This is a genomic window from Pseudomonas ovata, assembly GCF_003131185.1.
In the GTDB taxonomy this organism is placed as follows: domain Bacteria; phylum Pseudomonadota; class Gammaproteobacteria; order Pseudomonadales; family Pseudomonadaceae; genus Aquipseudomonas; species Aquipseudomonas ovata.
In genome coordinates, this window is the sequence record NZ_QFFU01000009.1 from 172131 (window position 1) to 194824 (window position 22694).

Below are 22694 nucleotides of genomic sequence, written 5' to 3' on the forward strand. Positions count from 1 at the left end.
TCATGACGCTACCCATGTGTCGGGCATGGAACTGACCAGCGAGCAGCCGCATGCACAGCGATGACCATGCAGCGCCACCGGGCAGCCATCGACCGTCATCAGGCTGCTGCCTTCGACAATGACGGTCGGGCCATGCCGGTTACAAAGCGCGGCATCGCCCTGGCAGGCCACAGGCAGGCCGTGACACAGGTAATGCCCTTGCACCACCTGACCGCCAAATTCGAGCAATGCGTCGCCCTGACGAACGATGGGCTTCATTGGTCTGCCTCGGGATGCACGATACCAAGTGCTAAGGCGTAATGCGGGTCGCTGGTCAGCCAGGCGCACGGCGCTTGCTGGTGATGGGCGCAGGTGGCCGCCAGAGTCTGTACCACCATAGGTGCAAGGCCGGCCAGATCGCCAAACTGTGCATCGAGCAAGTGATGTCGAGCGTTCCAGCCGATGGCAGACAGGTCCGGTACATGAGTGTGAAAGAACGACACGCAGGTGTCGGCCGGGGTCGCCAGTTCGCTTTGTTGCAGCGCCCGACCGGCCACCTCGGCAAGATCCTCGACACCGGCCACATACCACTCGCCCCGGCTCAGGCGCACATCTCCTTCGCGGCCCAGCATCCAGAGCAACGCGGCCTCTCCGGCAGGTGATTTGCTGTCTTGAGCGGCCGCCGAAGACTGGCAACCGGCACACAGAATGCGTGCATCGGCAGGTGCGTCATGCAACTGATCGATGATCGAACCGAGGCTGTCGACGCCCTGCCAAAGTTCAGGCTGTGCAGGCAACGACACTTGCGGATAGGTTATGGCCATCTGGTCGACTAAAGCCTGCCAGGCCTGCGGCGAGCCTTGCCAGTAAAACTGCATGGGTTGCAGCACGGCAAATTCGCCGCGTTGTGTACGCCAATTCACCACCAGTTGCCTGGCCAGTTCGCACTCACGTTCCACGCTGTTGGTGGCCAGGATGCCGGGCATCCGTAGCACGGCGCCTTCCGGCGTCTGTGTGACGTTGAGTGGCTTGTGGTCAGGGCTGAACAGTGCCTGGCGTTGCGCGCGGGTTCGGCAGGCAGGTGCCAATAGCACGGTTTCCACCAAGGCGGCTTTGCGGCGGTGGTGGGCCCACCAGTTTTTCAACTGTTGTTGATAGATAATTGCTTCATTTTTTTCATTCCAGCGAAACAGCCAATGGATTAACAATCGCACTATGAAGATCGCTAGCCACAGCCCGAGAACGCCTATTGATATAGGCAGAGAGATCATTGCTTCATACCCTTTCCAAGGTAGAAACACTTTAAGCAAGATCACCAGCACGATTGCGCTCATCAGCCAGCACCAGTAACAAGGTGACTTGACCAAAGGAGGAGGTATTTCAGGCATTTCGTTCAATGGCTTCACCTCTGGCCCTTTGGCACTTTTTATTGGGGGCATGACTGCGGCTCCGGCAATTGCAACGGGGTCTTGATTGGGTAATCGGGATGACCGTAGGCGTAGCAGGATGTGGTCACCTGCAATTCGTCGCAGGGCAGGAAGTGTACGGTGATACCGCAGGCTTTCTGGTTGGTGTAGTCGGGGACAGTGACCTGCTTACTATGTTGGCGCTTTAGGGAATTAACTCTTCTCTTCCACTCTAAATACTTGGACCAATCTCCAAATCCGGGAAAATCATCTGAGTACGACGATCCCGTCTCCCAATCTACTCGCACTGTCATCCCCGACTGCCAACGTTGGGGCGCGATATAACCGGTACCGCCTCCTCCACTCTTATGGGCACCAATGATGTCGATAGCTGAATACCCGTCCACACTGAAATGATTGATCGCCCAATGTGTGTGATTTACTCCCTGAATGATGCCTGCTTGAGAATGGGTCACCAGAAGGCTGCTGCCCAGCGCACAAACAGCCAGAAAGAAGCCGCGCCGCAAGCCGGCCTTACTAAAGGCTCGACGCCATATAAGACGTGAGATAAGCACCTTAGACGGTCGCATCGCTGACCTCTCCCGACTTGAACAGTGCTTCAGTGTTCTTCTGTGCCTGGGCCAGTTGCTCGGCATCCATAGGTGCCACCCCTGGCTCGCCAGTGCGCAGGCTGCTATCGGTGGCGGCCAGCGGTTGGCCGTGTTGGTCATACACCACCAGCATTCGCGAGTGGACCTCACCAAAGAACACCATGCGGTCACGGAAATAACTGCCGGTAATTTCACGCTGGCCCTTTTTTAAATAGTTGAGGCAAAACCAGTACAGAAACCAGGCGCGGGAGTCATGCACCTGATCATCAAACAATGCCCGCAGCAAACCTTCAGGCTCACTAGCATTGCGACTTTCGTCGACGTTGCCACGTAAGGTTTCGCTCATGTGGTTGCGCTGCGCACTGGGTGCCGGAAACAACCGGCTAACCAGCGCCTGGCCGTCGGCCTTGAGCCGCTTGTACTCTAATTGCACAGCGCCCTTGACCTTCACATCCATAAGTTGCTCGACCACCCAGATCGCAACATTGCGCTGCAAGCCGTGTCGATACTCGACGCCAAACTCCTGAGCCGCTTCGTGCAACTGAGTCCTGGCCATATCCGGATCAAAATCCTGAACGCCAGGCGGTAGAGGAACTGCCGGTGCTGAGCCTGTGCGTGCACGCACCAGCTGTACCCTGCGCTGTGTTTCCACCAGTGCTTGGCGAGCATCACGATCAGCTTCGGCAGCCTGCCGGGGCTTCTCTTGCGCGTGGTCATCGTTCGCCCACTTAAAGAAATCCTGCTCTTGTAGGCTGAGAAAGGCGTAACGGTCGATGCGCCAAGCCGTGATCCAGGCCATTTGTGTACGTAGGGCCTGCTCGATTGTTTGGTCCGATTGCAGCGGTCGATAGAGTTCAACCTGCTCAATAGACAGTTCTGGGGCAGTCGCCAAGTTCAGGGTTACTTGGCGCCACGCATTGAAGCGGTTGACCAGAGTTGGTGACGCCTCAAAGTGCTGTGCAACATCATCTTCCATTGCACGCCATGATTCGCGGTTAAGCTCAAAAGGCAAGGTGCTCCTAGGTACCTTTAAAGGCGCGCCATGAGCAAAAGCATCTGCATACAGATCATTCAGAGCTATCTGCGAAAGAAGCAGGCCATCGCCTATTTCAGGGTCAAGGCTGTATCCCTTCCCCTGCTCTCCCGGCGGATACCCACCCCCCTGATTGGAATGCATCCCCGGATGCAAAACCTCGACGCTATTGGCCGGATACTTACCATTCTCACGGCGAATCGAGTCCAGCGGAAAGCACAGGCGCTGCTCATGACTGGCAACGATTTGCAAACAGCGCTTAACCAGACCGTTGTCAGGTAATTGTTGAGTGCCATCGGCCCAACTCATATGACCGGTAGTGATCTGCGAGGCGTTGGCAATTCCCACAGAAGCAACGGTATCCAACAACCCAAGGTATTCGATACTGACGGGCAGGCTCAGATCATTCAGGTGCAGGGAGGGCATGCTGTCCGCAAACGACAGCAATCCGCCCAGCCAGTTGACGAAGGCTCTAGCAGATGCAGCTCCACGGGAAAAACCATAGACATACAGTTTGATACCCAGCAGCTTCTGCTTACCGGGACGCGGTGGTTCAAGGGCAATACGCAGCGGTTTGGCAATCACCTGCAACTGCTTTTGAATCTCTATAGCACGGTTGGCATTGCCCCTCATTTCGACTGTCGTGCCCATTGACTGCACCGCCGCATATAGCTGCGCATTATCCAGGCGAGGTAGCCCCAGACTCAGGCGCAGGGCATCGATGATCATCAATAGCCCCCAGTTGATGCGCTCTTGGCCAAAGGCGGCCATGGCAAGCCCTGGCGTGCTGTAGTCCAAATCCCCTACTTCGGGAAACGGCGTGCCGACACCCGGCATGTAGTACTTGAAATATTGACCTTCGCCGGTGCCCGGCACATCCGTGAGCCGTTCGGCGCCAGGCGTAAAGGAGGTGCCGCCTGTATAGCCGGTACCGATACTGGCGCGAAAAATCCGGCCGATATTGGTCGGCTTCTTGGTTTTAGCCATGTAAAGGTCGTGATTAAGGTTATTGCCGGTGCCGTCGAAGCACAGGGTGACATGCAATACCTTGCAGCATGGCGGCATGCCTCTGCGCCCGGCCGCCTTACTGGTGGAGTCGTGATAGTCGCGTTCAGCCTCCGTGCGACGATAGACGTTATCCCAGACTTGCTCGGGCCGACTCGGTAGCCGGCCCTGCAACGGAAACTGCGGTGGATACCATACCGGTGCCAAGTCTCTCGAGGGCGGTGGGGAGACGCTGCCCGCAAACGTAGAAATCAAGCCTATGGACATGATGTGGTTTTCCTTGGGTCTGAGGTCTGATCCATCAATAAGGTGTGCAAGCGGTCGCGCACGAAGGCCAGCCGTTGGCTGTCCGCTATCAGTCCTTCGCGGGTGGCTTCGAGCATGGCGGCGTAGCAAACCTGAAAGCGGCGCTCGGCGCTCCAGTCCTTGGGCAAGACCCTGCTCAGCATGGGGATAGCCAGGGTGGCATCGCTGGCACAACCGAAGGTTTCCAGTTGCGCGTCGCTGAGTTCGGTCGGGCGCAGTGGCGCGGCCTCCTCGAACGTGGCCGGTTCGCCCACCAGGCATTGCGGCTGACCGTCACGGTCCAGCCAGCTCCAGATGAATGCCGGTTGCAGCCAGCGTTGCTGCTGCTCTGGATCAAAGACTTTAAACAGCAGGGGGAACAAACGCGGATCGTAATAGCGCAGCAGCCCGCGATGGCCGCCCTGAGTGGCTTCCAGGCACGCGGTCAAGTGCTCGCCCAGATACTTGAAAGACCAGTGCGACACCAACGCCAGCAGTTCATGGCGACCCTGAAGTTCTTGTAGCAGACCGGCCAGCCATAAGCGTTGCAAAGGCTTCGCAAGGTCAATGCGCACTAATAACGGCGCCACATCCTCGGCTGCCTCTTCGGGCAGACCGGCGTACAGCGAATGCCAGGATATCGGCGGCTCAACGCTGCGCACACTGGCGAGTAATCGTCCAGCACAGCCGACTTGATCAATGATCAAATGAATAAAAGGGGTAGACGCCTGCGTACAGGCGCCCTGCAGCAGGTTGAGCCAATGATCGGAATTGAAGTCGCTCATGGTTAGCCTCCCTCGGCTACGAATATCTGGCTAGCGGCCTTGGCTTTTTCAAGACACTCCTTGCAGACCGAACTCGGCAACTCCGGCAACGGAAAGCTTTCCCCGCCGGGTCCTTCAAACCGGTGCTGGCCCTTGAGCCCCAGTAATCCGGTGCTGTGAATCTGAATCTCGCCACTTGGGGTAATACGAATAAACCCGCCGCCGCAGCCCAGAGTGATGCCGTTCCTGGCGGTCAGTTGCAGGTGGCCCTGCACCGATTGCACGGTGATGTCTTGTTGGGCGATGAGGTTGAGCAGGTCGCCATGGGATTCGATTTCCAGCGGTCCCTTGCCGGAGACCAGGCGCATGCCTTCCTCGCGCGCCAGCAGGCTCATGCCCTGTTCGGACTGGGCTGACAGGCGCTGGCCGCCGCACAGGTTGAGTTCGTCCTGGCTTTGCAGGTACATCGCGTCACCGCTGTGCAGCAGCAGGCTGGCGGAGGTCAGGGCCGCGATGCCCTTCGGGGCGCTGAGCACGATGGCGGGCGCATTGAGGGCTTGCGCATCGGCCTGAAGCCGTTGCAGGCCGTCACTGGCTGGCGCCAGGTTGTGATGCCCTGCGGCGACAGCCTGGCAGGTGCCCAGTTGCTGGCTGGCCTGCTCGACCTGTTTGACGGCCGCTTGCATCTCCAGCACCGGCCCCTGCGCCTTGGCCTGTTCATCGGCGCTGATGAACAGCCCCTTGCCCGCCCGGATCGCGCCCCAGCCGTCGGTGCGCAGCTCGAAGCCTTCGCCGCGCTTGTGTTTTTCGGCATCCACCAGGTGCCCCAGGTTGAGCTGGCTCTTGCCGCTGTACTCGGTGCTGAGCTTGACGTGTTCTTCGCCGCGCCGGTCTTCCATGCGCAGCTTGTTGTTGGCCGGGGTGCGCAGCACGTTGCGGGTGTAGTCGCGCTTGCCCAGGGTCACGTGGTCGACGTGCCCGCTGTCGTGCAGGGCGTGGGCGATGTAGGGCTTGTCCGGGTCGCCCTGTTCGAAGGCCACGGCCACTTCGGCGCCCTGGATCAGCGGCAGGTGCAGCCCGTGCACGTCTCCGGCGTAGGGCCGGGCCAGGCGCAGCCACATGCTTTCCTTGCCCTGGGGCCATTCGTCGCGGTCGAACAGGAAGCTGACCTTGTAGCGGCCTTCGCGGTCGATGTGGCTGTAGGGGTCGTTGGCATGGTTGCTGGTGACCCGCGCCGGCACGGTGCCGGCCATGCGCGGTTTGTCCGGCAGCGGCGGACGAAAGCACACGGTTTCCGAGTACGGGATGGCCTCGAAGTGCGCGATCAGGCTGCTGTCGCGGGCGGCGCGGGTGATCAGGCGGGTCAGCACTGCGCCCGGCGCGAAGGCCTTCGGGGCGTCGCCGAGAATGTTCAGCACCTGCCCCGGCGCCAGGGTGGCGCTGCTGCTGGTGCCGCTCAGGCGCACCTGGTCATTGAGGTAGCGCTCATGGCGCAGCCGCGCATAGAAAAAGCCGCTTTCGCTGAGCAGGTCTTCGTCCAGCGCCAGCGGGTCGCCCAGCGCTGTGTAGGGTTCGGCGTAGTGATAGGCCTCGCCGTAGGTGGTGGTGGCCCGCCGGCTGTGGTCGACCTCGCCCTTGAGCCAGGTGTGCAGGTTGCGCGGGTCGTAGCTGCGAAAGTGAATGTTCTTTTCCACCACCTGGTGGCGGGTCTGCAAGGCCCAGACGCTGTCTTCATGGCTGGCAAAGCCCGACGGCGGGTGCTGGGCCAGCTTGACCCCACGCTGGTACTGGCGCTGGTCGTCGTGGAACTGCACCACGTCGATGCGCAGGCGGTCATCGCTGGTGAAGCGGTACCAGATGCCGACCTCGGCCAGCAGCCGGTCGATGAAGGCCAGGTCGCTTTCGCCGTACTGCATGACCTGCTCGCGGCGCGGGTACTCGCGCGACAGGGTGAAGATGAAGTCCTGACCGAGAAAGCCGTGCCGGCTGCGCAGGATGTGCTCGACGATCTGCGGCACCGACCGGTCCTGGTAGAGGCGGTATTGCCGGCCACGGGCCAGCAGGGCCAGGCGCGGCTGCAGGGTGACTTCGTAGCGCGCCTCGTCAACGGAGCCTGACAAACGCTGCAGGCCGGTGATCGTGCCGCGCAGCGTGCGCAACGGCACCACCGCCGGCACGGGAAAACCCGGCAGCGCCCTGGGCAGGGTGTGCGCCGGTGGGTGCAGGCTGAAATGCCCGGCCCGGCCCAGGAACTGTTCGGCGGCGAGGTCCTGCTGCGGGCAGGTGAATTCGATGCGGTAGGTGAAGGGCTGGCTCAGGTGCTCTTCGCCCTCGAAGGCCAGCACGTCGAGCCGGTCCTTGACGTCGTCGACATGCAGGGTGTGGCAGCTGTGGTCGAAGATAACGGGCAGTGGGCTGGGCATGGGTCAGGCTCGACGAAGTTCGGAGACAAATAAAAGTCAGCCGGCAGGGCTGGACGCTCGACTTATTGATTGACGATATTTAATTAATTCACTGCAACTTATTGCAGAACTTAAACAAAGCGTGACAATGAATGATTCAAAAGAGCTATTCCATAGCGCCCCACCAAAACAGATATTTCCCAACACACTTCAGGAAATCTCCTACAAAAGTATTTATTTACTTTGCTGAAACACGCCACTGATCAAACTCGAAAACTAACGAAGTAAAGCCCGGATTTAATGAGTGCATAAGGCTCTCTTTCAATAATCATCCATAAACCGCACACTCACCCCCTCCTCCCCATACCCCATCACCACCCCGCAGGTCTTGACGCTGGCGGCCTGCCGTTCCAGCAACTGCTGGCTCAGCACCGGCAATATCTGCTGGTTCAGCAGGCTGTCGATGTTGCGTGCGCCGCTGTCAGGCAGCAGGCAGGCGGCGACCAGGGCGTCGTGCAAGGCGTCGTCGGTCTGGCAGTGCAGGCCGTAGTGTTCGGCCAGCCGGCGGGCGACCCTGGCGAGCTTCAGGCCGACGATGGTCTTGAGTGCCTTGGCCTGCAGCGGGCGGTAGATCAGGGTCTGGAAGCGCGCCAGCAAGGCGGGTTGAAAGTGCTCGCGCAGGATCGGCCGCAGCAGTTCCTGGAGGCCACTGTCCGGGGTGTCAGGCGCGTGGTCCAGGCGGGCTTGCAATTGATCGCTGCCCAGGTTGGAGGTCATGAGGATGACCGTGTTGCGAAAGTCGATTTCGCGGCCTTCACCGTCGCGCATGAAGCCCCGGTCGAAGACCTGGTAGAACAGGTTGATCACGTCGCGGTGGGCCTTTTCCACTTCGTCGAGCAGCACCACGCTGTAGGGGCGCTGGCGCACGGCTTCGGTCAATACACCGCCCTGGCCGTAGCCGACGTAACCGGGCGGCGAGCCCTTGAGCTGGCTGACGGTGTGGGCTTCCTGGTATTCGGACAGGTTGATGGTGATCAGCGATTTTTCGCCGCCGAACAGGCTGTCGGCCAGGGCCAGGGCGGTTTCGGTCTTGCCCACGCCGCTGCTGCCCACCAGCAGGAATACGCCTTGCGGTGCCTTGTCATCGGTCAGGCCGGTGCGGGCGGCGCGCAGGCGCTGGGCCAGGGCGCCAAGGGCCTGGGGCTGGCCGATCACGCGGTCACCCAGTTGCTGCTCCAGCGCCAGCAGGCTGGCCTGCTGGTCCTTGAGCAGGCTGCCCAGCGGCACACCGGTCCAGTCGGCAATCACTTCGGCCACGCTGCGGGCACTGACGTCAAGCGACAGCAACGGGTGGTGGCCTTGCACCTCGTGCAGATGGCGTTGCAGGCGGGCACAGTGCTCCGCGCAGGGGGCCTGGGCCTGGCGGGCGTCGAGCAGTTGCCGGGCCAGTTCGCGTTCGCGCTGGTGCTGTTGGGTCAATACGGCTTGCTGCTGGTACACAGCAAGACTGTGACGCACATCAAAGTAAAACAGTATATGAACCGACCGCGCAAAGCTATCACGCAGAAAAATCTCAGAACCTTCACACATAGTCTTGGGGATAATTTCTACAAGCCTGACTTCTTTCCTGTAAGGCGCATAAACCATGAACACTCATTCATCCCTCTAATGCATATACCCTGCCGGTCATAAGTTGATGCCAACTTGTTACGGACAGACAAGCGGCCGACAGAGTTAGTCGCGTCGATCAAGACGTTGATTCATAGGCATGGGTTGTGCGCACAAGGGACTGACGCGACCGAGCGCAGCCCCTTGGCTATCAAACAGGATTCGTCCTACCGTTCCGGCATGGGCGGCAAATGATCGATCATCAGGTCGATGACGCCTTGGGCCTGGGCGATCAGATGGGTCGTCGCCATGGCCAGGGCGCGCTGCTCACCGCACAAGTTGTCGCCACATTCGTAGGCCGTCGCATTGGCGCAGCCCAGCAGTTCCGAAACGTGGTTCAACTGGTCTTCGAAGGAAATCAGGGAGGTGCCCGGGGCGGGCGTCGGGGTTGAACCGGGTGGGTCGGGGACGATCTTTTTCATTGGGTAAGCCTCTCTCGTGGACAAGGATTACCACTCGCTCTGCGGCCAAGCAGATTGGGTGGCAACAGTACAAGGGTTGGCCGACCGGATGAGAGAGCGAATCCGGCACACCCGAAGGTGTCCCTTGCACAGCTGCCATAACAATGTGAGCACGGACAACCAGCATCCGCTAACAACATCTCAAGCGACTGCACTCTCAATCCATCCTGGGCGGCCAAGCCCTGCCGCTTTATATCAGCGACGCGAGGCAGCCTAGTGAGGGAAATGAGCAAGCGCAAGCGGTCGGCATTTTCTCGGAAATTTCCTGCAAGTTAAAGGGAGGCGTCTTGCAATCAGCAGACAATTTGGCCTTGAAATGCAGTGCAGAGCGGTGCTTTCTGACAAGACGGCCGTAAGCTGGGCACAGGAGACAACCCTTCTGCCAAGCCTCAAAAAATGTAAGACCCGCACACGCCCCGCAACACTTCCGATCCGTCCTACATCCGCCTCAGACGCGGCCGGCTGTCTTCAGCCTGATGACTCGCAAGACTTCCACAGACTCGTTTCCTACCCAACCGTCAAGGAATCTCGTGGATTTCCAGCGGCTCACACACATGGCGCAGATCACCCGTCCTCTCGGGCCGGATGCGTTGTTGCTCAAGGACAAAGGCAGCGCCAAGGCCTGCTTTGCCTTTGATGCCGCCATGACAAGTTTCGCCCTGGGCGCTGTCATTGAGACAGGGATGCAAGTCGGCAAACAACTACTTGGACAAATACAGGAAAAGATTAACCACAATCGCGAGATGACAGACATCAAGTGGACGTGCATTGAAATCAATGTTAGCCACCTACTTTTATCAGGCGGATTCAGCATATTTGCACCGAGCATGCTGGCTTCAGCGAAGACACTCATTAGCTCAGGAAAAGCGCTCAAGACCTTGTCAAACCAAGCAGCCAACACGACTAATCGCGCAGCAAAACTAACAGCACGCAAAGCGGACCACTCAAACGAAATCAAAAAAACAGTAACAGTTCAAGCGACTTGGCAAACAGGAAAAATTATCGCCAAGTGCCCCATCAAAGACGAAACACCGGAATGCAAAACCCAATGAAATATTTCCTGATAACGACCACCATCGCCATACCCTTTGCGGCACTTTATAACCTACTAGACATCTACTTTAACGGATCTTGGATTGCAGCCGTAATTGTCATCTCCATGATGGCTACTGCACGAGCCGTGCCTTTATTTTTACCGAAAATCAAAGGGCATCAAGGATAACTGGCCAGATGATTAACACAGTCCAAATCTGCGCAAGCCATCAAAAACAAACACACAGTCACTGACTGGCTTTATTGGGTATTAAATGCCCCCTCTGCAGGAGATTCCCCCGTATAGCTGACACCACACTGTCGCGCAGCAAACAGGGGACCTGGTAGGAGCGCGCTCTGCCGGAATGCCGGACCAGCGCGACCAAGTGCGAAGCGCTCGCAAGATTGATTAAACGCCACAAATTTACGACTGCTAACGCAGCCGGTCGCGGGCAGAGCGCGCTCCTACAGGGGTGAGTTTCAAATCCAATAAATCAATAAGTACCGTTCCTGGCTGAAGCGGATCGCCGGCCGGTCCTATGTCAAAGACACCTGCACTGGCCACGATCCGATCGGTATCAGAACTCACATAATCGGGATGAGCCGCTCAAGCGATGGCTTCACACGTCCCCATCAATGCCCCATGTGCGCCCCATGTCCGGCATGTACGTCATGGCCGTCGCTGTTCAGCGCCCGCACGGGTACTTGCACGTCCAGTGTCTGGCGCGTGCCCTTGGCGTCCTGCACGGTGAGGGTCAGCGGGATCTGGTCGCCCTCCTTCGCCTGGGCCGCCAGGCCGATCAGCATCACGTGGTAGCCGTTGGCGTCGAACGCCACGGGCTTGCCGGCTGGCAGCGCGACGCTGTCGACCTTGTTCATGTTCATGCGATCGTCTTTCATCGACGTCTGGTGAATCTCGACGATTTTGGCCGCCGTGGAGGCCACGCCAACCAGTTGGCTGTCGGTGCTGGCGGTCAGTTGCATGAAGGCGCCGGTGGAGGGCTGGCCGGGGACGGTGGCGCGCACCCAGGCGTCCTGCACCTGGGTGTCGGCGTAGGCCGGCAGGCTCAGGCCGATCAGCGCCAGGGCGGCAACGGTGGTTTTGAAAGCGGTACGGGTCAGTACATTCATCAGCAGACTTCCATAAGCGTAAGCAAATCTTCGGCGCATTGTTGCGCGGTGAGCTTGTGCGACAGGCTCAGGCGCAGCACGCCCCGCGAGTCGTAGACATAGCTGGTGGCGGTGTGCGAGATCGTGTAGGTGTCGCCCAGCGGCACCTTTTCGTAGAACACGCCAAACTCCTTGGCCACCGCGGCGGTTTCTTCCAGGGTGCCGGACAGCGCCACGAAGTCAGGGTCGAAGGCCTTGACGTATTTTTCGATGATCTGCGGCGTGTCGCGCTCCGGGTCCAGGGTGATGAAGATCACCTGGAAGATCGGCGCGTCGGCGCCCAGCAGTTTCTTGATCTGCGCGGCACGCGCCAGCGCCGTGGGGCACACGGCCGGGCATTGGGTGAAGCCGAAGAACACCAGCGGCATGTAGCCGCGAAAGCTCGACAGGCTCTTGTAGTTGCCCTCAGTGTCGCGCAGCTTGAAATTGCGCCCGACGATTTCGTTGCTCATGTCCTTGCCATGCTTGAACGGCAGGACGTTGGAATTGCCGCACCCGGCCAGCAGGCCGCCCATGCTCAGCAGGGACAGGCCGGCGACCACTTGGCGGCGGGATAAATGATGGTTCATGCACTACGGTCCTTTTCCAGGATCGGGACGGGACAGCGCCCGTGTCTCAGGCAGGCTCGCGGCGTGGCGGGCCCTTGGCAAGTCAGCCTGGCGCTCAGGGGGCCTGGGCGACTCTGCCTGGTGAGGTGTGTCGGCCGGGCCGCCAGTCAAGGCGCTCGTGCAGGGGCACGCGGCTGAACAGCCGCCGCAGCCACCAGCCCACCGTGGCGAACGAGATCAGCGCCGTGCCCAGCTTGCCGGCAAAGGCGCAGTCGAACAGCGCCAGTTGCATGATCAGCCCGTGGCCACCGGGCAATGGGTGATGCCCGGCCTCGGCCTGGCGTTGCGCGGCCACCGTCGCGGTGGTGGTGTCGCCGCAGATTTCCAGCGCCGGCGCGGGCATGAACGTCGCCAGCATCCGCCCGTGACCCAGGCTGCACAGCACCGCGCTGAACAGCACCAGGCCGGTCAGCGTGCAGGCCACGAGGGCGCGGTGAGTGCGGACGAATTTCATGGCGGCGAATTTACCATTGCCCAGCCTGGGCGAACACCGCCATTGCAGGCAGCCCCGGCCTGACCGCGCGGCAAGCCAAGGCCCGGCGCACTCACAGCCCTGTGCGGCAAAATGGCGCACGGGCGCGTTCTTTGCAAAGCGCCAGCTTTTGGCCAGGCAAATGCCGATCCTTTGCTAGGCTGTCTGGAAACAACAGGGAGTCACTGCCATGTCCGAGAACCTGCCGAACGATCCGTTGGTCACGCTGTTGGACCGGCTGGTCGAAAACAATGCGGCGCTGGTCGGCGCCGTCGAGGAAATCGCCTTGTGGATCGACCGCCAGAACGACCCGCAGACACTGGCACAGATCCAGCAGCATCTGGGTGCGATCCGCGCCAATGCCTCGGTGGTGCAAGAGACGCTGGGCGAACTGGCCGACCGGGCGGCGCTCAGGCATGAAGAGGACAACGAGGACTGAGTGTCAACGCCGGCTGGCACCGTCCAGGAAAAACTGGCGCAGCAAGCCAGGCATTGCCGCACGCGCCACCCGGCCGCGACGCTGCGATTCGACCAGGCCGAACATCAGCGAGGCAAACACTTCGGTGAGCATGGCCGCGCTGAGGTCGATGCGAAAGATGCCCTCATGCTGGCCACGCAGAAAGAAGGCGTCCATCGCGTCGGAGTATGACTGCCAACGGCGCTCCTCGGCGTCCTCGAGCAAGCAGTCCGGGTGCCACTCGGCCATCATGAATAGCAGCATTTCGCGGTTCGCCAGGTGCCCGTCAATCAGGTTCTGCAAGGCGTCCAGGACGGGAGCCTGCAGCAGGTCGGCATCCTGGATGATCTGGTTCATCTGCGTGGTGCTGTGGTCATGCAGAATGTCGATCAGGTTGGCGCGGGTGCCGCAAAAGCGATTGAGGGTGGCCTTGCTGACGCCGGCAGCCTCGGCGATGTCCTTGAACGTACCGCTCTGGTGATCAACCACGGCAATGGCCAGGGCCTTGAGGAATTTTGCATCGGCGGCGGGTAAATCCATGGGGCGGTTCTTTCACTCGGCTGGACAGCGTGGGCGACATTTTGCAGAAAAAGCCTACACATTCAATGAGCCTTACACAATTGCACACAAATGCTTCATATGAGTCAATATTGACTCAGATCAAACAAAACCAGATCATTGCCGGCTTTCAGGCACTGACGGGCCTTGCCCCCGGGGATGTAATGAACAACATGCACAAAAAGCGCGTCGCTTCGGTGATCGCGCTGGTGGCCCTGCTGGGCCTGACCGGCTGTGAAAAACAACCGCCAGCCGGCCCCCAAGGTGCAGCGGCCTCCAGAGAAGTCGAAGCCCTGACCGTCAAGCCCGAGTCATTTACCGTCATCAGTGAGCTGCCAGGCCGGGTCGAACCGGTGCGGGTGGCGCAAGTCAGGGCGCGGGTGGCCGGGATCGTGCTGAGCCGCAACTTCACCGAAGGCAGCGACGTCAAGGCCGGCCAGGTGTTGTTCCAGATTGATCCGGCGCCGTTCAAGGCCGCCCTGTCCAAGGCCCAGGGCGATCTGGCGCGCACCGAAGCCACCCTGGCCGAAGCCCAGGCCACGCTCAAGCGCTATGAACCGCTGGTCAAGATCGAAGCGGTCAGCCAGCAGGCCTACGACACCGCCAAGGCCACCCAGCTCAATGCCGTGGCCGCGCGCCGTGCGGCACAGGCCGATGTCGAAACCGCCCGGCTGAACCTGGGCTATGCCACGGTCAATGCGCCGATTTCCGGGCGCATCGGCCGCGCCTCGGTGACCGAGGGCGCACTGGTCGGCCAGAACGAGACCACGCTGCTGGCCACCATCCAGCAACTGGACCCGGTGCATGTCGACTTCACCCAACCGGTGGCCGATGCCTTGCGCATGCGCGCTGCCATGCAGGACGGGCGCCTGCCCAAGGGCGGTGAAGATGCCCTGACCCTGAGCGTTGAGGGCACCGACTATAAGCGCCGCGGCACCTTGTTGTTCACCGATGTCGACGTCGAGCGCAGCACCGGCCAGGTGGCCCTGCGTGCTCGCTTCGGCAACCCCGACGGCCTGCTGCTGCCCGGCATGTACGTGCGCGTACAAACCCCGCAAAGCGTCAGTAACGAAGCGATCCTGGTGCCACAGCGCGCCGTGCAGCGCGGCAGCGACGGCAATGCCAAGGTGCTGGTGATCGGCACGGACGGCACCGTTCAGGCCCGCCCGGTGAAGACCGGTGTCATGCAGGCGTCGCGCTGGCAGATCCTTGAAGGCCTGAGTGCCGGCGAACAGGTCATCCACGGCGCCATGACCGGTCTGAACCCCGGCGACAAAGTGGTGGCCAAGGCCGCGCAGCCCCAGAACGCTGCTGCCCCCCAGCCGTCCAGCGCCCAGTAAGGCCGACTTCGAGGAACGTCCATGTCACAGTTTTTCATCAAACGGCCCAACTTTGCCTGGGTCGTTGCCTTGTTCATCCTGCTCGCCGGCCTGATCGCCCTGCCGCAACTGCCGGTGGCGCAATACCCGGTGGTCGCACCGCCGCAGATCACCATCAGCGCCAGCTACCCCGGCGCCTCGGCGCAGGTGCTGGTCGACTCGGTGACCAGCGTCATTGAAGAGGAGCTCAACGGCGCCAAGGCCATGCTGTATTTCGAGTCGACCAGCAACGCCAACGGCATTGCCGAGATCAACGTAAGCTTCCAGCCCGGCACCGACCCGGACCTGGCCCAGGTCGAGGTGCAGAACCGCATCAAGAAGGCCGAGGCGCGCTTGCCCCAGCCCGTGCTGACCCAGGGGCTGGGGGTCGAGCAGGCCAGTTCCGGCTTTCTGCTGATCTACGCCCTGAGCTACAAAGGCGAGGCCGAAGGACGCAATACCGTGGCGCTGGCCGATTACGCCGCACGCAACGTCAACAACGAGCTGCGCCGGGTCCCTGGCGTCGGCAAGCTGCAGTTCTTTGCCTCTGAAGCCGCCATGCGCGTGTGGATCGATCCGCAGAAGCTGGTCGGCTATGGCCTGTCGCTGGTCGATGTAACCGCCGCCATCCGCGCGCAGAACATCCAGGTACCGGCCGGCAGTTTCGGCAGCACCCCGGGCGCCAGCGGGCAGGAGCTGACCGGCGTGCTGGCGGTCAAGGGCACGCTGGACAACCCCGAAGAGTTTGCCCGCATTGTGCTGCGCGCCAACCAGGACGGCTCCAATGTCACCCTGGGCGACGTCGCGCGCCTGGCGGTCGGCAGCCAGGACTACAACTTCGATGCGCGCCTGAACGGCAAGCTGGCCGTGGCCGGTGCCGTGCAACTGTCGCCGGGCGCCAACGCCATTGCCACCGCCGAGGCGGTCAAGCAACGGCTGCAGGAGCTGTCGGTGAATTTCCCGGACGACGTGGAGTTCTCCATCCCCTACGACACTTCGCGGTTCGTCGACGTGGCCATCGACAAGGTGATCTACACCCTGATCGAGGCCATGGCGCTGGTGTTCGTGGTGATGTTTCTGTTTTTGCAGAACATCCGCTACACCCTGATCCCCAGCATCGTGGTGCCGGTGTGCCTGGCCGGTACGCTGGCGATCATGTACCTGCTGGGTTTCTCGGTGAACATGATGACCATGTTCGGCATGGTGCTGGCCATCGGCATCCTGGTCGACGACGCCATCGTGGTGGTCGAGAACGTCGAGCGGATCATGGCCGAGGAAGGCCTGTCGCCGCCGGCGGCCACGGTCAAGGCGATGGGCCAGGTGTCCGGGGCTATCCTGGGCATTACCCTGGTGCTGTCGGCAGTGTTTTTGCCACTGGCATTCATGGGCGGCTCGGTGGGTGTTATCTACCAGCAGTTCTCGTTGTCGCTGGCGGTGTCGATCCTGTTCTCGGGTTTCCTGGCCCTGACCTTCACCCCGGCGCTGTGCGCCACGCTGCTCAAGCCGATCCCCGAAGGGCACCATGAAAAAACCGGTTTCTTTGGCGGTTTCAACCGGCTGTTCGGGCGCCTGACGCAACGCTATGAGCGGCTCAATTCAAGCCTGCTCAAGCACACCGGCCGCTACATGCTGATCTACGTCGGCATTGTCGCGCTGCTGGGGTTCTTCTACCTGCGCCTGCCGGAATCCTTCGTCCCCATCGAGGACCAGGGCTACACCATCGTCGATGTACAGTTGCCGCCGGGCGCCACCCGGGCCCGCACCGATGCCACCACCCGACAGCTGGAGCAATGGCTGGTCAACCGCGAGGCCACTGAAGCGGTGACCATGATCCTGGGCTTCAGCTTCTCGGGCATGGGCGAAAACGCTGCCCTCGCCTTCCCGACCCTCAAGGACTGGTCGGTGCGCGGTGACGGCCAGTCGGCCGGCGATGAAGCAGCGGCCTTCAACCAGGCGTTCGCCAGCATCAGCGACGGCACAGTCATGGCCGTGACCCCGCCGCCGATCGACGGGCTGGGCACCTCGGGTGGTTTCTCGCTGCGCCTGCAAGACCGCGGCGGCCTGGGCCGCGAGGCATTGCTCAAGGCCCGTGATCAGTTGCTGGGCCAGGCCAATGGCAACCCGCTGTTTCTCTACGCGATGATGGAGGGCCTGGCCGAAGCGCCGCAATTGCGCCTGGACATCGACCGCGACAAGGCCCGCACCCTGGGGGTGAGTTTCGAGTCGATCAGCAATGCGCTGTCGACGGCCTTTGGCTCGGCGGTGATCAGCGACTTCGCCAACGCCGGGCGCCAGCAACGGGTGGTGGTGCAGGCCGAATCCGCCTCGCGCATGACGCCCGAAAGCGTGCTCAGGCTGTTCGTGCCCAACAACGAAGGGACGCCGGTGCCGTTGGGGGCGTTCATCACCACGCGCTGGGAAGAAGGCCCGGTGCAGATCGCCCGTTACAACGGCTATCCGTCGATCCGCATTGCCGGCGACGCCGCGCCGGGTGTCAGCACCGGCGAGACCATGGCCGAACTGGAGCGCATCATTGCGCAGATGCCGGCCGGCATCGGCTATGAGTGGACCGGCCTGTCGTATCAGGAGCGGATTGCCAGTGGCCAGGCGACCACGCTGTTTGCGCTGGCCTTGCTGGTGGTGTTCCTGCTGATGGTGGCGCTGTATGAAAGCTGGGCGATCCCGCTGGTGGTGCTGCTGATCGTGCCGGTCGGTGCGCTGGGCGCGGTGCTGGCAGTCACGGCGGTGGGCATGCCCAATGATGTGTATTTCAAGGTCGGGCTGATCACCATCATCGGGCTGGCGGCGAAAAACGCCATCCTGATCGTCGAGTTTGCCAAGGAGCTGTGGGAACAGGGCACGCCGCTGCGCGAAGCCGCCCTGGAAGCGGCACGCCTGCGCTTCCGGCCCATCGTGATGACCTCGCTGGCATTCATTCTCGGCGTGGTGCCCCTGACCCTGGCCACCGGCGCCGGTGCTGCCAGCCAGCGCGCGCTGGGCACCGGGGTGATCGGCGGCATGCTCAGCGCCACCCTGCTGGGGGTGGTGCTGGTGCCGATCTTCTTTGTCTGGGTGCTGACGGTATTGCGGCGCAAGCCGAAGTAACCACCGGTTGCGCGCTTGAGCGCCGTAGGAGCGCGCTTGCCCGCGACCGGCTGCATCAGCAGTCGTAAAATTGCGGCGTTTCGCAGATTTTGGGCGTGTTCACAGCTGTAAATCTGTGGCGTTGCATCAATTTTTCGAGCGCTGCGCACTCGGTCGCGGGCAAGCGCGCTCCTACCAGGGGGTCGTGGCGATGGTGGGGTGTCAGGGGTTTTACAGGCCCTGCGCATTCACCGGCGGCACCCTGCCCTGCCATGGCCGGGCACGTTCCTCTCGGCGTGGTGCCCTGACCCTGACCCTGGCCACCGGCGCCGGTGCTGCCAGCCAGCGCGCGCTGGGCACCGGGGTGATCGGCGGCATGCTCAGCGCCACCCTGCTGGGGGTGGTGCTGGTGCCGATCTTCTTTGTCTGGGTGCTGACGGTATTGCGGCGCAAGCCGAAGTAACCACCGGTTGCGCGCGTGACCGGCAGTAGGAGCGCGCTTGCCCGCGACCGAGTGCGCAGCGCTCGCAAAATTGATGCAACGCCACAGATTTACAGCTGTGAACACACTCAAAATCTGCGAAACGCCGCAATTTTACGACTGCTGACGCACTCGGTCGCGGGCAAGCGCGCTCCTACCAGGGAGTCGTGGCGATGGTGGGGTGTCAGGGGTTTTACAGGCCCTGCGCACTCACCGGCGGCACCCTGCCCTGCCAGGGCCGGGCACGTTCCAGTTGGGCGGCCAGGGCCATCAACAAGGCGTCCTCGCCGAAGCGGCCGATGAAGTGCGCGCCCAGTGGCAGCCCCTCGGGGCTCCAGTGCAGCGGCACGGACATCGCCGGCTGGCCGCTGGCGTTGCACAGCGCGGTGTACGGCGAATAGCTATGGAAGTGCTCGATCAATTGCCCCAGCGACCAACTGTCGTCCTTCACACCCAGCTCGCCGATGGCTGGCGGCAGGTGCGCCAGGGTCGGGGTGAGGATGATGTCGTAGTCCTGCATGAACACGGCCATGCGCCGGCCAAAGGCATGCATCCACTCCACCGCCGCCGCGTACTGCGCGCCGCTGACCTGGCCTTTGTCGCGCAGGATGATCCTTGTGCGGGCTTCGACTTCGGACTCGCTGACCGGGGCGCCGCGCATCTGCCCCAGCACATCGAGGTAATTGCGCGTGCTGGCGCCGATGATAGTGAACACCTGATCGAAAAACTCCGGCAACACCACCGGCAAGCGCTCAGGCATCACCCGATGTCCCAGTGCTTCGCACAATTGCGCGGCGTCATGCAGGGCCGCACGGCTTTGTGCCGACACCGGCCAGGGGCCGACCTGCTCGACCAGCGCGATGCGCAGCGGCGCCGGGTCGTCCCGTGTTGCCAGCCGGTAAGGCTGGGCAGCCAGGGGTGCGGCATAGGGTGCGCCCAGGTCGATGCCGGCAGTGGCGTCGAGCAAGGCCGCACTGTCGCGCACGCTCAAGGTGATGGCGTGACCGGTGCCCATGCCGGCCCAGCCCTCACCGACCATCGGCCCGGACGGCAGCAAGCCACGGCTGGGCTTGAAGCCGAACACGCCACAACACGAGGCCGGTACGCGTAACGAACCGCCGCCGTCGTTGCCGTGGGCAAATGGCACCACCCGTGCCGCCACCAGGGCCGCTGCGCCACCGCTGGAGCCGCCGCTGCTATGACCAAGGTTCCAGGGGTTGCGCGTGGCCCCGAAACGGTCTGATTCGGTGGTATACGAGGTGCCGAATTCCGGCGAGGCGCTGGTGCCCATCAGCAGGCAGCCGCTGCGCCGCAACCGGGCGACCAGTTCGCTGTCGAAGTCCGGGCGCGCCAGGCCCAGGGCGTGCGAGCCGTTGCTCATCAAGGCGCCAGACAGCGGCGAGAACAGATCCTTGATCAGCGTCGGCACCCCGGCAAACGCACCGTTCAGGGCCTGCGGTTGCCCGGCCGCCTCGCGGGCCTGGTCGTAGAGGCGCTCGACCACGGCATTGAGCTGCGGCTCGACCCGCTCAAGGCGCACGATGGCCGCCTCCAGCAGTTCAGCGGGGTGTACTTCGCCATTGCGCACACGGGCCGCCAGCGCAGTGGCATCTTCCTGGTCGAACAGGGCCTGGATGTCTTGCATGATCGTCATTCCTGATTATTCAAGGGAGAAACCGCGACAGGCACGGCCTGCCGACGTTGCACCGCCACTACGGCGCACAGCAGCGCCAGGGCGAAACCGGCCATGGCCAGGTAAAGGATCGCCTGTAGCACACCGCCGGCCTGGGCGGCCACGGCGAGCACCACCACCGGGCTGATGAACTGGCCCAGGTACAGGCAGGCGGTAAAGCCGCCCAGCCCACGACCCCGGGTGCGGGTGGTCAGGGCATTCATCACCGACGCCATGACATTGGGCACCAGCAGACCGGCGCCCACACCATGGATGAACACCGCCAGCAGCACCGCGTTGTAGCTGTGCGCCTGCATCAGCAAGGCCAGGCCGAGACTCATCAGCACCAGCAGCGCCGCATTGCAACCGGCAACCCCAAGGTGCCGGCGCAACAGGGGCCAGAGCAGCGCGCCGACCAGGGTCGACAGCAGCCCCAGCCCGGCCGACAAACCGATCAGGGTACTGGACGTCACGCCCTGGGCCACCAGCAGGCCCGGGGTCTGGATCGGTACCACGAAGGCCAGCAGCATGCCGCTGAACACCAGCGCATAGCCCAGCAGCACCCGCCCGAGTGCCATCTGGCCTTCGGCTTCAGCGCCCGGCGGTGGTGCCTGGCGATCCGGCTCCCAGAGCCAGCGCATCATCAACGGCACCAGCAACAGCGGCAGCAGGTAAAGCGCAAACGGCAGGCGCCAGGAATGTTCGCCCAAGGCTCCGCCGGCGACGAAAAACAGCGCACCCACCACGCTGATGGTCACCACCTGGCGATTGACGTAGCGCAAGCGCTGCTCGCCCTGCCAATAGTCGGCAATCAGCACCGCACAACAGGTCATCACCGCCGCCTCGGCACAGCCGAACAACAGCCGCACGCCGACAATGAGGCGCAAGTCGTCCAGCAGCAGCGGCAGAAACCCCAGCAGCGCATACAGCAGTGTGCCGATGATCAACAGGTTCTTGCGCCCGACACGGTCGGCCAGCCAGCCGGCAAAGGGTGCGAACAGCGCAATCGCCAGTGCCGGTCCGGTCACCGCCAGCGGCACCAGTACATCGGCATGCGCGGTGGTGGGGCCGAATTCGGCGCCGATCTGCGGCAACACGGGTGCAATCATCACCGCGCCCATGATGGTCAGGCTGCTGCCGAGCATCAGCACTACGCCTTCGCGGCGCCCACGGGCCAGCCGTGGGCCGCCCTCGTTCAAGGTGGTCATCGATTAGTCCTCAGAAACTGTGGGAGATGCGCAGCCCGACCGTGTAGCCCTCGGCACGGTTGCGGGCATCGAATTCCTTGTAGGCGTGCAGCCAGATCGGTGGCAGGCCCGGCTTGAAATAGCTCAGCGCAGGACCCACGGCCATGACCCGGGCGCGGTTGCCGGTGGTCAGGTTCGGTGCGTCGTCGTCGCTGAGCTGGCGGTAGTAATAGCCACCGATGCCGGCCGTCCACGGCCCGAAGTGCTGGCCCACGGCAAACTCGTGGCGGTACTCGACGCCGCTTTTATAGTCGGTGGCCTTGTTGCGGGTATTGATGTCGACCTCGACGCTCGACGACACCTCGAATCCGGTGTCGCTGATCCAGGTGGCATTGACGATCGGCGAAAAGGTCCAGTGGTTCAGGCCCGGCGACACCAGGCGGTTGCGGTCATAGTCGCCGGTGGGCGCCTGGATCTGGAGCTGGGTGTTGATGAACAGGTTCGGCGACAGGTTCCATTGCAGGATCAGCGGGAGGACCTGCAGGTCGCCCATCCGAAACGGATCAGCCTCGAAGTCCAGTCGGCCCACTGGCGTATCGACGCCCAAACTGGCATCCATCTTGAAAAACGGTGCGACCCCGCCAAACCCGTAGTTGGCGCCGAACAGCGTGTAGTCGGTCATGCGGATGTAGGCCAGGCCCAGTGACAGCACGCTGAGCGAGAAGTCGTTGCCGGTGTCCTGGCCGTGACGGTCCTTTTGCACCTTGGCCGAATACCAGGCCGTGCGCAGGCCCAGCGTGCCATTGGGCGTGACCGGCGGCATCATGCCGGCGCTGAAATCGTAGACCCCCACGGCGGTGGTCGGTGCGCCGTTTTCAGTGGCCTGGGTGCTGGTGGCCAGGCCGCCCAGGCTCAGCAACAAGGTGGAACAGAGCGCCAGCTTATAGTTGTTGTCGTGCTTCATCGGATGCCCCCTTTGCATCGTGTTGGTGGGGTCATCC

At 62.1% G+C, this 22694-nt stretch carries 18 protein-coding genes and 2 pseudogenes; 5 read left to right on the forward strand and 15 right to left on the reverse strand.

What is annotated here, in order from left to right; translation table 11 throughout:
• The 8 genes and pseudogenes from DGA31_RS14760 to DGA31_RS14795 form a co-directional block, all read right to left on the reverse strand.
• Entirely contained in the window at positions 1–258 is a 258-nt protein-coding gene (locus DGA31_RS14760) for a PAAR domain-containing protein (RefSeq protein ID WP_109513043.1), read from the reverse strand.
• Complete coding sequence (locus DGA31_RS14765) at positions 255–1418, reverse strand: hypothetical protein (protein ID WP_206606842.1); 1164 nt, start codon at positions 1416–1418, stop codon at positions 255–257. Before DGA31_RS14765 ends, DGA31_RS14760 begins: the two co-directional genes overlap by 4 nt.
• Positions 1406–1879 (reverse strand): Tli1a family immunity protein, encoded by a 474-nt coding sequence (locus DGA31_RS14770; protein ID WP_421957971.1) that lies wholly within the window; start codon positions 1877–1879, stop codon positions 1406–1408. The genes DGA31_RS14765 and DGA31_RS14770 overlap by 13 nt, the downstream gene beginning before the upstream one ends.
• An 82-nt stretch (positions 1880–1961) precedes the next feature.
• Entirely contained in the window at positions 1962–4301 is a 2340-nt protein-coding gene (locus tag DGA31_RS14775) for a T6SS phospholipase effector Tle1-like catalytic domain-containing protein (RefSeq protein ID WP_109513046.1), read from the reverse strand.
• A complete protein-coding gene (locus DGA31_RS14780; protein WP_109513047.1) occupies positions 4292–5104 on the reverse strand; it encodes a toxin Tle1 chaperone Tla1 in 813 nt (270 codons plus the stop codon). Before DGA31_RS14780 ends, DGA31_RS14775 begins: the two co-directional genes overlap by 10 nt.
• A gap of 2 nt (positions 5105–5106) precedes the next feature.
• Complete coding sequence (locus tag DGA31_RS14785) at positions 5107–7506, reverse strand: type VI secretion system Vgr family protein (protein WP_109513048.1); 2400 nt, start codon at positions 7504–7506, stop codon at positions 5107–5109.
• A 300-nt stretch (positions 7507–7806) separates the two neighbouring features.
• A pseudogene (locus DGA31_RS14790) lies at positions 7807–8955 on the reverse strand (AAA family ATPase); the annotation flags it as partial.
• Between the two features lie 365 nt (positions 8956–9320).
• Positions 9321–9575, reverse strand: coding sequence for a DUF6124 family protein (locus tag DGA31_RS14795; protein ID WP_241509588.1), 255 nt, complete (start codon positions 9573–9575; stop codon positions 9321–9323).
• A gap of 593 nt (positions 9576–10168) precedes the next feature.
• Here DGA31_RS14795 and DGA31_RS14800 point away from each other — a divergent pair.
• Positions 10169–10666 carry a hypothetical protein gene (locus tag DGA31_RS14800; RefSeq protein WP_109513049.1) on the forward strand — a complete coding sequence of 166 codons (498 nt, stop codon included), beginning with the start codon at positions 10169–10171 and terminating at the stop codon, positions 10664–10666.
• Between the two features lie 613 nt (positions 10667–11279).
• Here DGA31_RS14800 and DGA31_RS14805 read toward each other — a convergent pair.
• From DGA31_RS14805 to DGA31_RS14815, 3 genes are all read right to left on the reverse strand, one after another.
• Positions 11280–11777 (reverse strand): copper chaperone PCu(A)C, encoded by a 498-nt coding sequence (locus DGA31_RS14805; RefSeq protein ID WP_109513050.1) that lies wholly within the window; start codon positions 11775–11777, stop codon positions 11280–11282.
• A complete protein-coding gene (locus DGA31_RS14810) occupies positions 11777–12385 on the reverse strand; it encodes an SCO family protein (protein ID WP_056839868.1) in 609 nt (202 codons plus the stop codon). Before DGA31_RS14810 ends, DGA31_RS14805 begins: the two co-directional genes overlap by 1 nt.
• A gap of 94 nt (positions 12386–12479) precedes the next feature.
• The gene (locus DGA31_RS14815) at positions 12480–12878 is read right to left on the reverse strand and encodes a hypothetical protein (protein ID WP_109513051.1); all 399 of its coding nucleotides are present in this window, start codon (positions 12876–12878) and stop codon (positions 12480–12482) included.
• A 208-nt stretch (positions 12879–13086) separates the two neighbouring features.
• Between DGA31_RS14815 and DGA31_RS14820 the strand changes: the two genes are divergently transcribed.
• Complete coding sequence (locus tag DGA31_RS14820; protein WP_056839870.1) at positions 13087–13335, forward strand: hypothetical protein; 249 nt, start codon at positions 13087–13089, stop codon at positions 13333–13335.
• Positions 13336–13338: 3 nt separating this feature from the next.
• Here DGA31_RS14820 and DGA31_RS14825 read toward each other — a convergent pair whose 3' ends face one another.
• The gene (locus DGA31_RS14825; RefSeq protein ID WP_109513052.1) at positions 13339–13893 is read right to left on the reverse strand and encodes a TetR/AcrR family transcriptional regulator; all 555 of its coding nucleotides are present in this window, start codon (positions 13891–13893) and stop codon (positions 13339–13341) included.
• A gap of 191 nt (positions 13894–14084) precedes the next feature.
• Here DGA31_RS14825 and DGA31_RS14830 point away from each other — a divergent pair, with 191 nt between their 5' ends.
• From DGA31_RS14830 to DGA31_RS30770, 3 genes and pseudogenes are all read left to right on the forward strand, one after another.
• Complete coding sequence (locus DGA31_RS14830) at positions 14085–15251, forward strand: efflux RND transporter periplasmic adaptor subunit (RefSeq protein ID WP_421957972.1); 1167 nt, start codon at positions 14085–14087, stop codon at positions 15249–15251.
• Between the two features lie 21 nt (positions 15252–15272).
• Positions 15273–18374: an efflux RND transporter permease subunit gene (locus tag DGA31_RS14835; protein ID WP_109513053.1), complete on the forward strand. Its 3102-nt coding sequence runs from the start codon at positions 15273–15275 to the stop codon at positions 18372–18374.
• Between the two features lie 277 nt (positions 18375–18651).
• Positions 18652–18816: pseudogene (locus tag DGA31_RS30770) on the forward strand (efflux RND transporter permease subunit); the annotation flags it as partial.
• 211 nt (positions 18817–19027) lie between these two features.
• Here the strand turns inward: DGA31_RS30770 and DGA31_RS14845 are convergent.
• From DGA31_RS14845 to DGA31_RS14855, 3 genes are read right to left on the reverse strand one after another with little or no spacing between them, the layout of a single operon-like run.
• Entirely contained in the window at positions 19028–20479 is a 1452-nt protein-coding gene (locus tag DGA31_RS14845) for an amidase (RefSeq protein WP_109513077.1), read from the reverse strand.
• Between the two features lie 5 nt (positions 20480–20484).
• Positions 20485–21714 (reverse strand): MFS transporter, encoded by a 1230-nt coding sequence (locus tag DGA31_RS14850; protein ID WP_109513055.1) that lies wholly within the window; start codon positions 21712–21714, stop codon positions 20485–20487.
• 10 nt (positions 21715–21724) lie between these two features.
• Entirely contained in the window at positions 21725–22657 is a 933-nt protein-coding gene (locus DGA31_RS14855) for a SphA family protein (RefSeq protein WP_109513056.1), read from the reverse strand.
• Positions 22658–22694 lie beyond the last annotated feature (37 nt).